At 54.6% G+C, this 15375-nt stretch carries 10 protein-coding genes; 7 read left to right on the plus strand and 3 right to left on the minus strand.

Going from position 1 to position 15375, the window contains the following annotated elements; translation table 11 throughout:
- The first annotated feature begins 311 nt into the window (after positions 1-311).
- The 4 genes from ytfQ (at position 312) to yjfF (ending at position 4884) form a co-directional block, all read left to right on the plus strand.
- The gene (ytfQ, locus tag JWF83_RS11675; RefSeq protein WP_413650385.1) at positions 312-1268 is read left to right on the plus strand and encodes a galactofuranose ABC transporter, galactofuranose-binding protein YtfQ; all 957 of its coding nucleotides are present in this window, start codon (positions 312-314) and stop codon (positions 1266-1268) included.
- A gap of 104 nt (positions 1269-1372) precedes the next feature.
- Positions 1373-2893, plus strand: coding sequence for a galactofuranose ABC transporter, ATP-binding protein YtfR (gene ytfR / locus JWF83_RS11680; protein WP_413650386.1), 1521 nt, complete (start codon positions 1373-1375; stop codon positions 2891-2893).
- 28 nt (positions 2894-2921) lie between these two features.
- Positions 2922-3905 carry a galactofuranose ABC transporter, ATP-binding protein YtfT gene (gene ytfT / locus JWF83_RS11685; RefSeq protein ID WP_413650412.1) on the plus strand — a complete coding sequence of 328 codons (984 nt, stop codon included), beginning with the start codon at positions 2922-2924 and terminating at the stop codon, positions 3903-3905.
- Complete coding sequence (gene yjfF, locus JWF83_RS11690; RefSeq protein ID WP_413650387.1) at positions 3898-4884, plus strand: galactofuranose ABC transporter, permease protein YjfF; 987 nt, start codon at positions 3898-3900, stop codon at positions 4882-4884. The genes ytfT and yjfF overlap by 8 nt, the downstream gene beginning before the upstream one ends.
- A gap of 53 nt (positions 4885-4937) precedes the next feature.
- Here the strand turns inward: yjfF and JWF83_RS11695 are convergent, their stop codons facing one another.
- From JWF83_RS11695 to JWF83_RS11705, 3 genes are all read right to left on the minus strand, one after another.
- A complete protein-coding gene (locus JWF83_RS11695; protein WP_413650388.1) occupies positions 4938-7580 on the minus strand; it encodes an inverse autotransporter beta domain-containing protein in 2643 nt (880 codons plus the stop codon).
- A gap of 624 nt (positions 7581-8204) precedes the next feature.
- Complete coding sequence (araA, locus tag JWF83_RS11700; protein WP_413650389.1) at positions 8205-9710, minus strand: L-arabinose isomerase; 1506 nt, start codon at positions 9708-9710, stop codon at positions 8205-8207.
- Between the two features lie 11 nt (positions 9711-9721).
- Entirely contained in the window at positions 9722-11407 is a 1686-nt protein-coding gene (locus JWF83_RS11705; protein WP_413650390.1) for a ribulokinase, read from the minus strand.
- A gap of 373 nt (positions 11408-11780) precedes the next feature.
- Here JWF83_RS11705 and JWF83_RS11710 point away from each other — a divergent pair, with 373 nt between their 5' ends.
- The 3 genes from JWF83_RS11710 (at position 11781) to araH (ending at position 15369) form a co-directional block, all read left to right on the plus strand.
- Entirely contained in the window at positions 11781-12767 is a 987-nt protein-coding gene (locus JWF83_RS11710) for an arabinose ABC transporter substrate-binding protein (RefSeq protein ID WP_413650391.1), read from the plus strand.
- Positions 12768-12839: 72 nt separating this feature from the next.
- Entirely contained in the window at positions 12840-14363 is a 1524-nt protein-coding gene (araG, locus tag JWF83_RS11715; RefSeq protein ID WP_413650392.1) for an L-arabinose ABC transporter ATP-binding protein AraG, read from the plus strand.
- 16 nt (positions 14364-14379) lie between these two features.
- Positions 14380-15369, plus strand: coding sequence for an L-arabinose ABC transporter permease AraH (gene araH / locus JWF83_RS11720; protein ID WP_413650393.1), 990 nt, complete (start codon positions 14380-14382; stop codon positions 15367-15369).
- Positions 15370-15375: the final 6 nt, after the last annotated feature.

Below are 15375 nucleotides of genomic sequence, written 5' to 3' on the forward strand. Positions count from 1 at the left end.
CCAGTCACAGATTAGATAATTTTTTTGCAGATTAGCCACACGGTGAAAATGGCAGAACTTTACGTGGTGCTGTAATCGTTTCCAAATGTTCGCGCGTTAAACGCTTCTGTTTATTACGATTATTTAACCCATGCTGTTTTCCATGCAGGGGAAAACTCCATATGCCGCCAGACTTAAATTCTGCCGATTTAACGTAACTCATTTAATTAGCGGCATTTTGTGAAGTAAGTCGAAATTGTTTTCAGCCGGATAGTCCAGGCTCTAATGGCTTTGTCCCTATACAGCAATCTCCCATCAGAGGAAAAAAGATTATGTGGAAGCGTTTACTCTTAACCACCCTGGTGAGTGCCGCACTCTCCGGTTCCGTGCTGGCAGCCAATATGACGGTCGGTTTTTCACAGGTTGGCTCTGAATCGGGCTGGCGTGCCGCAGAAACCAGCGTTGCAAAAAGCGAAGCAGCTAAACGCGGCATTACGTTGAAAATCGCCGATGGCCAACAGAAACAGGAGAACCAAATCAAAGCAGTGCGCTCATTTATTGCGCAGGGGGTTGATGCCATTTTTATCGCGCCGGTAGTGCAGACCGGCTGGGAACCGGTTCTTGAGGAAGCGAAAGACGCCAAAATCCCGGTATTCCTGCTGGATCGCGCCATCGTGGTAAAAGACAAATCACTGTATATGGCGGTAGTCACGGCGGATAACGTGCTGGAAGGTAAACTGATTGGCGACTGGCTGGTAAAAGATGTGGCGGGCAAACCTTGTAATGTCGTAGAGCTACAGGGCACCGTTGGCGCCAGTGTCGCCATCGACCGTAAGAAAGGCTTTGCCGAAGCGATTGCCGGGGCAAAAAATATCAAAGTGATCCGTTCCCAGTCTGGCGACTTTACCCGCAGTAAAGGGAAAGAGGTAATGGAGAGCTTTATCAAGGCGGAAAACAACGGCAAAAACATCTGCATGGTATATGCGCACAATGATGACATGGTGATCGGCGCCATCCAGGCCATTAAAGAAGCGGGTCTGAAACCGGGTAAAGATATCCTCACCGGCTCAATTGACGGCGTACCGGATATTTATAAAGCGATGCTGGCGGGTGAAGCCAACGCCAACGTTGAACTGACGCCAAATATGGCGGGGCCGGCGTTTGATGCGCTGGAGAAATTCAAGAAAGACGGCACTATGCCGCCAAAAATTATCAAAACCCAGTCGCGGTTGTTCCTGCCGGCTGATGCACAGACAGAGTTAGATAAGAAAAAAGGTATGGGCTACTAAGCATAGCGCCGCCTGATTCAGAGCCATCCCCCCTGAGATGCAGAAGGAGTTGCGGGACAGGCTGTGCAATCAGGCGGTTTTTTTCATGTTGAGAGGCGATGTTTATGACCACGCAAACAGAGGAGGCGCTGTTAACTATTAGCGGCGTCAGCAAGTTTTTCCCCGGAGTAAAGGCGTTGGATAATGTCTCTTTTAGCATCAGGCGCGGTGAGATTATGGCGCTGCTGGGGGAGAACGGAGCCGGTAAGTCGACAATGATTAAGGTGCTGACCGGCGTCTATCAACGTGATGCCGGCAGCGTAACGCTTAATGGCCAGGTCATCAATCCGCACAATACCGCTCAGGCCCAGCAGTTCGGCATCGGCACGGTGTATCAGGAAGTTAACCTGCTGCCCAATATGTCGGTGGCGGATAACCTGTTTATTGGCCGTGAACCGCGACGCTTTGGCATGATCGACCGCAAAGCCATGGTGCGTGATGCCACGCTGCTGATGAAAAATTACGGTTTTGAGCTGGATGTTACCCGTTCACTGGGACAGTACTCGGTGGCGATGCAGCAAATTATCGCCATCTGCCGCGCAGTGGATCTCTCGGCTCAGGTGTTGATCCTCGATGAACCTACCGCCAGTCTGGATGCCAGCGAGGTGGAAATGCTGTTTACCCTGATGAATCAGCTCAGGGAGAAAGGCATGAGCCTGATTTTTGTTACCCATTTCCTTGACCAGGTGTACCGCATCAGTGACCGGATTACCGTGCTGCGCAATGGTCAGTTTATCGCTACCCGTGATACTCACAGCCTGCCGCGCATCGAGCTGATTAAACTGATGCTTGGCCGCGAACTGCTGGAAACGGCGTTGCAGCGCGCCGGCAGCACCTTACGCAGTAATCAGCCGGTGGTGGAATTTAAAGATTACGGTAAGAAGGGCACCATTGAGCCTTTCAGTCTGGAAGTCAGGCCGGGTGAAGCGGTCGGGCTGGCCGGACTGCTGGGTTCCGGACGCACCGAAACCGCCGAGCTGCTGTTTGGCATCCGGCGTGCCGACAGCGGCAGCGCAATGGTTAAAGGAAAAAAACGCACTATTCGTTCCCCGGCGCAGGCCTCGCGCCTTGGCATGGGGTTCTGCCCGGAAGATCGTAAAACCGACGGGATTATCGGCGCCGCATCGGTGCGCGAAAATATCATCCTGGCGTTACAGGCGCAGCGCGGCTGGCTGCGACCGATTAAGCGGCGCGAGCAGCAGCAGATTGCCGAACGTTTTATCAAAAGCCTCGGTATTCGTACCCCGGATGCCGATCAGCCGGTGGAGTTGCTCTCCGGCGGGAATCAGCAGAAAGTGCTGCTGTCCCGCTGGCTGGTAACGCGACCGCAATTTCTGATCCTTGATGAGCCGACGCGCGGTATTGATGTTGGCGCCCATGCTGAGATTATTCGCCTTATTGAATCACTCTGTGCTGACGGGCTGGCACTGCTGGTGATCTCCTCTGAACTGGAAGAGCTGGTGGGTTACGCCGACCGGGTATTGATCCTGCGCGATCGGCGCCAGGTGGCGGAAATTCCGCTGGAGCAGCTTTCCGTTGCGTCAATTGTTAATGCGATTGCTGATGGAGGCGCGCAACATGCTTGAGACACATCTTTCTCCGGAGAAGCCGCGCATGCTGAAACGTAAATTGCCGCCGGGTATGCCGCAAATTGCTGCTCTGATCCTGGTACTGCTGGTTGACAGTCTGGTGGCGAATAATTTTTTTGCTATTCACCTGCAGGATGGTCGGCTGTTTGGTAGTCCGATCGATATCCTTAACCGCGCCGCACCGGTCGCGCTACTGGCGATCGGTATGACGCTGGTGATTGCCACCGGCGGTATTGATCTGTCGGTGGGGGCGGTAATGGCGATTGCCGGCGCGACGGCGGCGACCATGACGGTAGCCGGTTACAGTCTGACGCTGGTGATCCTCGTCACCCTCGGTACCGGTATTGCCTGTGGTTTATGGAATGGCGTGCTGGTGGCGTTACTGAAAATTCAGCCGTTTGTCGCCACCCTGATCCTGATGGTGGCCGGGCGCGGTATTGCCCAGTTGATAACTCAGGGACAGATTGTCACTTTTAACAGCGACGCGCTGGCGCGCCTCGGTAGCGGCACGCTGTGGTGGCTGCCGGTGCCGGTATGGATAACCCTGCTGGTGGCGCTGCTGGTATGGCTGTTAACCCGTAAAACCGCACTGGGACTGTTTATTGAGGCGGTAGGGATTAACCTGCGCGCTGCGCGTAATGCCGGCGTCACCGGCTGGCTGGTGGTGATGTCGACTTATGTAATTAGCGGCCTCTGTGCGGCGGTGGCCGGGCTGATTGTCGCGGCGGATATTCGTGGCGCCGACGCCAATAATGCCGGCCTGTGGCTGGAACTGGATGCGATTCTGGCGGTGGTCATTGGCGGCGCCTCGTTAATGGGCGGACGCTTTAATCTGGTGCTATCGCTGATTGCCGCGTTGATTATTCAGGCGATGAATACCGGTATTCTGCTCTCCGGTTTCCCGCCGGAATTGAATCAGGTGGTGAAAGCGGTAGTGGTTATGTGCGTGCTGTTACTGCAGTCACCGCGCTTTATCCAGTTGTTTAAACGAGGGCGTCGCCGTGATTAAACGTCATTTACCCCTGATGATTACGCTGCTGGTGTTTGTCGCCGGATATCTGTTCTGCCTCAGTCAGTTTCCCGGCTTTGCCTCCACGCGGGTGATCTGTAACATTCTTACCGACAACGCTTTTCTCGGCATTATTGCGGTAGGGATGACCTTTGTGATCCTCTCCGGCGGTATTGACCTGTCGGTGGGGGCGGTCATCGCTTTTACCGGCGTGTTCCTCGCGCGGGCGATCGGCGATCTGCATCTGTCGCCGTGGCTGGCGTTTTCCATCATTCTGCTGGCCGGTTCGGCGTTTGGCGCCATGATGGGCTGGCTGATTGACGCACTGAAGATCCCGGCGTTTATTATTACCCTCGCCGGGATGTTCTTCCTGCGCGGTTGCAGCTATCTGGTTGCGGAAAGCTCGATACCTATCGATCATCCTCTCTATTCCAGTCTGTCGGCGATGGCATGGAAAGTCCCCGGCGGCGGGCGGCTCAGCCTGCTGGCGCTGATGATGTTGCTGGTGGTGGCGGCCGGCATTTTGCTGGCGCACCGTACCCGTTTTGGTAATCAGGTGTATGCCATCGGTGGCAATGCTACCTCGGCGCAGCTAATGGGTATCTCTACCCGCGCCACTACGGTGAAGATCTATATGCTGTCATCAGGGCTGGCTACGCTGGCGGGTATTGTCTTCTCACTCTACACCTCGGCGGGCTATGCGCTGGCAGGGATGGGGGTGGAGCTGGATGCTATCGCTTCGGTGGTGATCGGCGGCACGCTGTTGTCAGGCGGCGTCGGCACGGTGCTGGGTACCCTGTTTGGGGTACTGATTCAGGGGCTGATCCAGACCTGGATTAACTTTGACGGCACGCTGAGTTCCTGGTGGACCAAAATCGCCATCGGCATTCTGTTATTCGGTTTTATCGCGCTACAACGGCTGTTAACGGTGATCTGGGATCGCCAGCAGAACGCGCCGGTGAAACGCCTCAGCACCTGAGCCAAAGATAAGGCTCCTTACGGAGCCTTGATCAGATTAACGCCGGGGGAGTATCAGGCCTCTTTTACACAGGCATATAACCAGCTTCCTCCCTCAGGCGTATGCGGCTGTATGGTGCCAATGGTGCCGTCGGCTGAATTAAGATCGGCGCCGTAGCTTTGCCACTCGCCGGCAAGGGGATACAGGCCATCTTTAAACTCACCGGCAACGTTCATCCGGTTAAAGTCGGCGTGTCCTGAACCGCTGCCAAAATCGGATACATCGCCGCGATTTAACAATCGCCCACGGCCATGGTTATAGCAAAAATTCGCCGCCGGGCTTTCCAGATCGGTATGCAGGTCGCTTGACATGGTCCAGTAATATTTCCCCGCCGCCTGCATAACTGCACGGATTTCAAGCGGGTAGCTGTCAACCGGCTGGCGGTCAGAACCCTCGATATTGCTGGTGATAACTGCAATCTCATTTTGCGATGCCACCAAAACCGGTGCGGTCAGCGTAACCACGGTGACTCCGCTGTCATTGGTTTGCGAGGTTGCCGCTAAGTTGCCCTGGCTGCTGCGCCAGTTCACTGTCGCATTGGCTACCGGGTGACCCTGCTGGTCTGCCACCGTCGCGGTCAGTTGCGCCAGCTCCACGCCGGTACCGGTGATTTTAGCCTTGTCGGTGGTCAGGGTAACCACCTGCGCGGTTTTGATATCCGCAATAAAACTCACTGGCGGCGCATTGACGCTATGACCATTTACTGTCGCCGTCACCTGCGCGTTCCCCAGACTGCTGCTGCTCAGGGTTGCGCTTGCCTTACCGTCGGCGCCGCTATAATCGGTGGCTATCAGCTGACTGAGAGTGGTGCGCCACTCGATGGCTACCCCTTCCACCGGATTGCCATTGGCATCTTTTACCTGTGCGCTAAAGGTGGCTTTATCCATGCCATTTGCCGCGACATGGGTGTTATCAACCGTCAGATCGCCATCTGCCAGCGTTGCGGTTGCCTGGTCGCCCACCTCATAAATCGTCACCGCGGTCAGCAGGGTGTCTTTCACCTTCGGCGTCACCACAATGCTGCCAAGGCGGGTACCGGACGTCACGGTTGCCTGATAGATGCCCGCGGAGCTTTCCGTTATCTTACTGATGATCGCCGGCTTTAATTTAAGCGCGCGTTGCGCCGCTGGCTGGTTTTTCTGCAGGGTTTCACTCATCTCCATCTGCAGCAACGGCGCCATATTAGCGACGCGCTGACCGTTCGCATCCAGCAGCTTCACGGTCACCACCGAAGTGCTGGTGCCGTTTGCCGGAATGCTGCGCTCTGAGGCTTCCACCACACTGCTGTCGGCGCTGACGGCGGCCATCTCTACCTGGATCTGCGTGCTGGCACTGTGTGTATTGCCGTTGATGTCATATACCGTGCCGGAGAGGGTATACAGATTAGCCCCCGCCGGCTGCCAGTCCGGCAGCAGGATATTGATACGACCTTCAGCGGCTGGCGTAATGCTGCCGCCGGCGGCGATCAGCGCGGGTGATTCCCAGTTAATACGCTGCACGGCATACTTATTTTTCAGCGTATAACTCAGCGGCAGCACAGTGCGGCTTTTACCGCTGATTTTTTCCGGCAGCGTCAGCTTCAGCAGCTCCTGTTTGCGATAGTCGAGCACAATATTGTTGTTGCGCTCGACCAGGTCATAGCGACTGGCGCTCAGCAAACGGCTGGTCGCGACGCCAGCCGGGTCGATCTGTTTCTGCCAGGGTTCACCGAAGCGATAATTCATCGCCAGGCTGAGTTGTGAATCCTGCTGGCCGCTCTTGCCTGCACGATGCTCCGCGCCGACGGTCAGCAGAGGAATTGGCGTATAGTTAACGCCGCCGCTAAATGCCCATGGATTTTTCTGGCGGTTATCTTTACCAAACAGGGCGACTTCATTACCCTGGTACTGTTCGTACATCAGCTTAGCCCCCAACTGCGGGTAAGCCGGTAACCAGCCCTCCATACGCAGATCATAGCCATTTGCCGGACGTTCATCGTAGTCGGCAAAGTCACGCGACTGGTGCCAGTCGTTCAGACGCCAGTAGCTGTTGCCGGACAGCTTCAGGTAGTCACGCCATGCTTCAACGCCGACCCCAACCCGACGGTTATTGCCGCTGAAGTCGTTATCGTAAAAGGTGTTAACGCCAAACATCCAGTTATCGCTGAAGCGACGGGCGCCGAGGCCGAGGTTACCGGTGTTGCGCCTATCCGCATGACGAAAACCGAGCTGGCTGAATAGCAGTACCTCATCGTTTTCATACACCGGCAGCAGCACATCGGCCTGACTGCCATTGAGGCCGAACTTCTCATCAACATTCAGCTGCACGCGTGCGCTGCCAAACTGGTTCAGCCAGCCGGAAAGGGCGCTGTTCAGTTCACCGGTGGCAGCGGAACGGGCCATACCGGCGGCGGCGGCGGCGGTGTTGTCCTGCGACAGCAGGTTACCGGCCGTCGCCAGGCGTGCGGTCTGGCGCTGATAGCCGGCCTGTTCTTCTGCTGTCAGGTTGCCGGACGGGTACCACTTCAGGGGCGGCTGGGCTGCGTCAGCATGGGCGCTGTGCAGATAAAAAGGGCTGATGGCAAGGGATACCTGTAAGGCTATCTGGGACACAACCAGTAGTTTGCCCCAGCCCCGGCTCGGGTTTTTGGCAATCTCTGCCAGAGTCTGTTTTCTCATTAACCTGCTTTTCCATTAATACATGAATAAATCCCCGATGGCTTCAGGAATACCGTTATTCCGTCGGGAATAAATACCGCTGAAGATTATCCTGAACGCGACTGAGGGGTGCTGGAGGTAATAAGCGACAGATGACGGCGTAGAGAAATCAGATTTACATATATTTAATTCTCTGTGGTGACGCTGAGATTTTTATCAGGGATTTATCAGGTTATTCATAAACCCTTCAGTCGCAATCTATGGATATAACGGAAAAAATTCGTCTGCATTAGGCTGGAATGATATTCATTTAACCGCTGATGCGGCGATTAATGCTTATTAATGGCATGATAAGTATTAGCGGGCAACGCAACAAGGCGCGCGGGAGGCTGCTGGGGCGGGGAGGGCGTTTCAGGTGAAGCTGTTGGCGCCAGAGAGTAATCGCCATAACTCACGTTATGATTAAAAATGACCAGCCACTATCTCACTCTGGTTAAATAAAAGTATCAGGTTAAATAATCCTTTATTAATCCGGGTGCCGTTTGCTGACCAGTGATGGCGTGAATTTTTTGCTGGTACTTTATGTTGGATAAAAGTAAGGGGGCTATGAATAGCCCCCGATTTTAATTAATGCTTTTTATCAGATTAACGCATATTTAAACGATAATAAGCTTCATTCCAGCGCAGCGCATCTTTAAATGCCGGCAGAGTAGTTTCGTTATCAATCACCAGCATCTCGATACCGTGCATTTCAGCATACAGACGCATATCTTCCACATTCAGCGCCTGGCTGAATACCGTATGGTGCGCGCCGCCGCCGAGGATCCAGGCTTCCGCCGCCGTTGCCAGTGACGGCTGGGCGCGCCAGATAGCGCGTGCGACCGGCAGTTTTGGCAGCGCTTTGGGTTGTTCAATAGCGTCAACCACATTGACCAGCAGACGGAAGCGATCGCCCATATCCACCACGCTGGCGTTCACCGCACGTCCGGCAGGCGCAGAGAAGATCAGACGCGCCGGATCCGCTTTGCCGCCAATGCCCAAATACTGCACATCGATTAATGGCTTCGCTTCACGTGCAATCGACGGGCAGACTTCCAGCATATGGGAACCCAGTACCAGATCGTTACCCGGCGCAAAGTTATAGGTATAGTCTTCCATAAACGAGGTGCCGCCAGGCAAGCCCTGCGCCATCACTTTGAAAATATGCAGCAGCGCAGCCGTTTTCCAGTCCCCTTCACCGGCAAAGCCATAGCCCTGCGCCATCAGACGCTGAACCGCCAGACCAGGCAACTGAGTCATGCCATGCAGCGTCTGGAAATTGGTGGTAAAGGCTTTGCAACCTTCAGCTTCAAGAAAGCGTTTCATCCCCAGTTCAATCCGCGCCGCATCCAGCACGTTCTGGCGTTTCTCGCCGTTTACTGCGGCAACAGCGGTAAATTCATACTGGCTTTCATACTCATCGACCAGCGCATTGACGTCGCCATCGGAAACCTGGTTAATCACTTCCACCAGATCGCCGACCCCCCAGCCATTGACTGAATAGCCAAACTGGATCTGTGCGCCCACTTTGTCACCTTCAGTCACCGCCACTTCACGCATATTGTCGCCAAAGCGCGCCACTTTCAGCTGCTGGCTGGCCAGTTTCGCCGCTGCGCCGCGCATCCATTGCGCGATGCGTTGATGGCTGACCGGATCCTGCCAGTGACCGGTAATGACGCTGTGCTGCAGATGCATGCGTGCGCCAATAAAACCGAACTCACGACCACCGTGTGCGGTCTGGTTCAGGTTCATAAAGTCCATATCCATGCTGTCCCACGGGATAGCCGCATTGAACTGGGTGTGGAACTGCATCAGCGGTTTATTCAGGATCGACAGACCGCCAATCCACATTTTTGCCGGAGAGAAGGTGTGCAGCCAGGTGATAATGCCGAGGCAGTTATGGTCATAATTGGCATCACGGCATAACGCCAGTGCTTCATCCGGGCTTTTTACCAGCGGTTTCAGCTGCAATTTAAATGGCAGGCTGGCTTCGCGATTCATCCCGTCAACTACCTGTTGCGCATGCTGTTCAACCTGACGTAATGTTTCGGCGCCATACAGATGCTGCGTGCCAATCACAAACCACACGCTGAGCGCGTTAACTTGTTCCATAAAACTACTCCTTACATATCGGATGAAGTGCGCGAGGCATAATTCGGTTCTGCTGCCTCACACCAGTGTTGGTAACGTTGATAGAGCTGTTCGAAACGTGCGGCGCGGCTGGCGTCCGGTTGCAGGGTATTGGCGATTGGGCTGGCCATTTTTTGCTGCGCGCTGGAGATATCCGGATAGATACCGGCGGCAACAGCGGCAAAAATGGCGGCGCCGAGAGCACAACACTCATCGGAAGCGACAATATCCAGCGGACGGTTCATCACATCACTGCACACCTGCATAATCGCCGGTGATTTGCGCGCGATACCACCGAGAGCCAGCACGTTTTCCACCGGGATCTGCTGTTGTTCAAAACACTCCATAATGGCGCGTGCGCCGAAAGCGGTGGCGGCAATAAACCCGCCGAACAGGGTCGGGGCGTCGGTGCCTAAATTAAGATCGGTAATCACCCCTTTCAGACGCTGATTGGCGAACGGGGTGCGGCGGCCGTTAAACCAGTCCAGTACCACCGGCAGATGATCCATCTGCGGATTAGCGACCCAGGCATCGGTTAACTGACGTAATAAATTTTGCTGAATGGCTTCCAGCTGCGGCGCTAATTGCGGCTGATCTTTTGCCGCCTGCTGTAACGGCCAGCTGAGTAAGCGGCTGAACCAGGCATACATATCGCCAAAAGCCGACTGACCCGCTTCCAGGCCAATCATGCCAGGGGTGACGCTGCCATCAACCTGACCGCAGATACCGGCAATCGCGCGGTCGCCCACGCGCTGCGCATCGGCAAGCAGAATGTCGCAGGTCGAGGTGCCGATGACTTTTACCAGCGTATAGGGCTGCGCACCGGCGCCTACTGCGCCCATATGACAGTCAAACGCGCCACCGGACAGGGTGACGCTCTGCGCTAAACCGAGGCGCTGCGCCCATTCAGCCGTCAGCGTGCCCACCGGCACATCGGCAGTCCAGGTATCGTTAAACAGCGGGAAGTCGAGATCGCGGGTTAATAATGGATCAAGCGCATTCAGGAATTCGGCGGCAGGCAGTCCCTGCCACTCTGGATGCCACAGGGATTTATGCCCGGCGGCACAGCGGCCACGGCGGATATCTGCCGGTGCGGTGGTACCGCTTAACAGTGCCGGTACCCAGTCGCACAGTTCAATCCATGACACCGCCGCTTCGCGTACCGCGGCATCTGCGCGGGACACATGTAAAATTTTGGCCCAGAACCACTCTGAGGAGTACACACCACCGATATAGCGGGAATAGTCATTAAATTTACCGCTATGACACAGCTGATTAATCGCTTCGGCTTCTTCTATTGCCGTGTGATCTTTCCACAGTACAAACATGGCGTTCGGGTTGTCGGCAAACTCCGGACGTAACGCCAGCACCCGACCTTCACGGTCAATCGGGGCAGGGGTGGAGCCGGTTGAATCGACGCCAATTCCCACCACGCTGGCGCGCTGTTCGGGGCTTAGCGCCGCGACTACGCCGACAATCGCCTGTTCCAGCGCATCAATATAATCCTGCGGATGATGACGAAAGCGGTTGGCACTGGGGTCACAGTATTTCCCCTCTTTCCATCGCGCATAGGCAACCACCTGCTTTTGCAACTCAGCGCCGCTCTGGCAATCCACCGCCAGGGCGCGCACCGAGTCACTACCAAAATCAAGGCCAATCGTTATGGCACCAGCACGCATCGGGACTCTCCTGTTAATCCTCAATCACTGCTGTTAACCCTAAGAATATGGCCGGGAAGAGGTTAGTCATCTGCGGCTGCATATATGCACATTTCTGTCATCCTGTTGCGATATGTGACCGGCATCAAAAGTTAACGAACGGTTAAATTTGCTGAATGTATGGATGAACCTGCTGTAATTCCACGATGTGATAGCGCTCTACATTTTTTCTTATGTTTGTGAGTACAACTAGCCCAGCGGTTGTTCAGCTATTGTGCGCTTTTCACGCTAATTAGCTGATTTATAGTCGGTGTGAAATTCAGCAGATTAACTGGTATCGTTTACACCGTTTCGCTTACCTCATGCAAAAAACATCATTGAGCCGGAGAGCATCATGCATAAATTCACTAAAGCGTTAGCCGTCGTCGGGTTGGCTGCCGTTATGTCACAATCGGCTATCGCCGAAACAATGAAACTGGGTTTTCTGGTGAAGCAGCCAGAAGAACCCTGGTTTCAGACCGAATGGAAGTTCGCCGATAAAGCCGGCAAGGATCTGGGCTTTGAAGTGATCAAAATTGCCGTCCCTGATGGTGAAAAGACCCTCAATGCCATCGACAGTCTGGCGGCCAGCGGAGCGAAAGGTTTTGTTATTTGTACCCCAGACCCGAAACTGGGTTCGGCGATTGTCGCCAAAGCGCGCAGCTACAACTTGAAAGTGATTGCGGTTGATGACCAGTTTGTTACCGCCAAAGGTAAACCCATGGACACCGTGCCACTGGTGATGATGGCGGCGACCAAAATCGGCGAACGTCAGGGGCAGGAACTGTATAAAGAGATGCAGAAACGCGGCTGGGACGTCAAGCAGTCCGGGGTGATGGCGATTACCGCCAACGAACTGGATACCGCGCGCCGTCGTACCGGGGGCTCAATGGACGCGCTGAAAGCGGCCGGTTTCCCGGAAAAACAGATCTATCAGGTCCCGACCAAATCGAATGATATCCCCGGCGCCTTTGATGCCGGTAACTCACTGCTGGTGCAGCATCCGGAAATCAAACACTGGTTAATCGTCGGCATGAACGATAACACCGTACTCGGCGGCGTGCGCGCTACCGAAGGCCAGGGCTTTAAAGCGGCGGATGTGATCGGTATCGGCATTAACGGTGTTGATGCGGTAAGCGAACTGTCAAAAGCACAGGCCACCGGCTTCTACGGTTCCCTGCTGCCAAGCCCGGACGTCCATGGCTATAAAAGTAGCCAGATGCTCTACGACTGGGTGACCAAAGATGTCGAACCGGCAAAATTCACCGAAGTGACTGACGTGGTGCTGATCACCCGTGACAACTTTAAAACCGAACTGGCGAAAAAAGGGCTGATGAAATAATCAGTTCCGCTTTACGGGGCCTGCTGGTCAGGCCCCTGTCTGGTGAACAGAGTGATTAACAGGGAGACAACCATGAGCACTGAACCCGCATTTCTGTCGTTTCATGGCATTAGCAAGACCTTTCCCGGCGTAAAAGCGCTGCAGGATATTAGTTTCGAATGTCATGCCGGACAGGTTCATGCGCTGATGGGCGAAAACGGCGCAGGCAAATCGACGCTGTTAAAAATACTCAGCGGTAGTTATCAGGCGACCAGCGGTGAAATCCGCATTCAAGGTCAGCAGATGCATTTTAACCGGGCTACCGACGCGCTTGACGCCGGGGTAGCGATTATTTACCAGGAACTGCATCTGGTACCGGAAATGAGCATTGCAGAAAACATCTATCTTGGTCAGCTGCCACAACGGGGAGGCTGGGTAAATCGTTCGCTGCTGCGCTATGAGGCCGGACTGCAGCTAAAAAATCTGGGTATGGATATCGATCCGGATACGCCACTGAAGTATCTGTCGCTGGGTCAGTGGCAGATGGTGGAGATCGCCAAAGCGCTGGCGCGTAATGCCAAAATTATCGCTTTTGACGAGCCGACCAGTTCACTGTCGGCGCGTGAAATCGAACAGTTGTTTCGTGTGATCCGTCAGTTGCGCGATCAGGGACGGGTGGTGCTGTATGTTTCGCACCGAATGGAGGAGATCTTTGCCCTGAGCGACGCAATTACGGTGTTTAAAGATGGCCGTTATGTGCGCACCTTCAGCGATGTGCCTGCTACCACTAATGAACAGCTGGTACAGGCGATGGTCGGGCGCGATATCGGCGATATCTATGGCTACAGTCCACGTCCTTTGGGCGAAGTGCGTCTGCGTCTCGATCAGGTGCATGCCCGTGGCGTACGCACGCCGATCTCGCTACAGGTCAAAGCCGGGGAAATCGTCGGTTTGTTTGGGCTGGTGGGGGCCGGACGCAGCGAACTGATGAAAGGTTTGTTTGGCGGCACCCGGTTGAAATCGGGCGAGGTATGGCTGGATGGCAGGCAGTTGAAAATTAGCGAACCATCCGATGCGATTCGTGCCGGTATGATGCTCTGTCCGGAAGATCGTAAAGCCGACGGCATTATTCCGGTGCACTCAGTGCGCGACAATATCAATATCAGCGCGCGGCGCAACAATGTCACGGCGGGCTGTCTGATCGATCACGCCTGGGAAGCGAAAAATGCCGACAAACATATTCGTGCGCTGAATATCAAAACGCCATCGGCCGAACAGCTGATTATGAATCTTTCCGGTGGTAACCAGCAGAAGGCGATTCTTGGCCGCTGGTTATCAGAAGAGATGAAAGTAATCCTGCTGGATGAACCGACGCGCGGTATTGATGTCGGCGCCAAACATGAAATTTATAACCTGATTTACGCGCTGGCCGCGCAGGGGATTGCAGTGCTGTTTGCCTCCAGTGACCTGCCAGAAGTTATGGGTCTTGCCGACCGCATTATAATCATGCGCGAAGGTGAAATTGCCGGCGAATTATCCCATGACGAGGCGACAGAGCAGAAAACTCTGGGTCTCGCCATGCCGAAAACCTCTCACGTGGCCGCTGCGGTGGCCTGAATTCAGGAGTGCTGTTATGTCTTCATCAACGACCTCAAATACGACGCCGCCGGCGCAGCGTTCCGGCGTCAATCTGGGCCGCATCTGGGATAACTTCGGCATGCTGGTGGTGTTTGCCGTGCTGTTTATCGGCTGCATGATTTTCGTTCCGAACTTCGGCAGTTTTATCAATATGAAAGGGCTGGGCCTGGCAATGTCGATGTCCGGCATGGTGGCCTGCGGTATGTTGTTCTGCCTGGCGTCAGGGGATTTTGACCTGTCGGTGGCTTCGGTTATTGCCTGTGCCGGGGTGACGACTGCGGTAGTGATCAATATGACCGAAAGCCTGTGGATTGGTATTGCTGCGGGGCTATTACTCGGCGTGATCTGCGGGCTGGTCAACGGTTTTGTGATTGCAAAACTGAAGATCAATGCGCTGATAACCACCCTGGCCACCATGCAGATTGTGCGCGGTCTGGCCTATATCTTCTCCGATGGTAAAGCGGTCGGCATCGAAGATGAGCGCTTTTTCGCGCTGGGCTATACCAACTGGCTGGGACTGCCGGCGCCGATCTGGTTAACTATCGTGACCATGGTGCTATTTGGCTTTTTGCTGAATAAAACCACCTTTGGCCGTAATACGCTGGCGATTGGCGGTAACGAAGAGGCGGCGCGTCTGGCCGGGGTACCGGTGGTGCGTACCCGGATTATTATCTTTATCCTCTCCGGGCTGGTGTCTGCCGCGGCCGGTATTATTCTGGCTTCGCGTATGACCAGCGGCCAGCCGATGACCTCGCTGGGTTATGAGCTGATCGTCATCTCGGCCTGCGTACTGGGCGGTGTGTCGTTAAAAGGCGGTATTGGTAAAATATCTTACGTTGTCGCCGGGGTACTGATTCTGGGTACGGTTGAGAATGCGATGAATTTATTGAATATATCGCCGTTCTCACAGTATGTGGTGAGGGGTTTGATATTGTTGGCAGCTGTTATTTTTGATCGTTACAAACAGAAAGCGAAAACACACTAAAACCCG

Source organism: Pantoea sp. B65 (assembly GCF_047308185.1).
GTDB lineage: Bacteria > Pseudomonadota > Gammaproteobacteria > Enterobacterales > Enterobacteriaceae > Erwinia.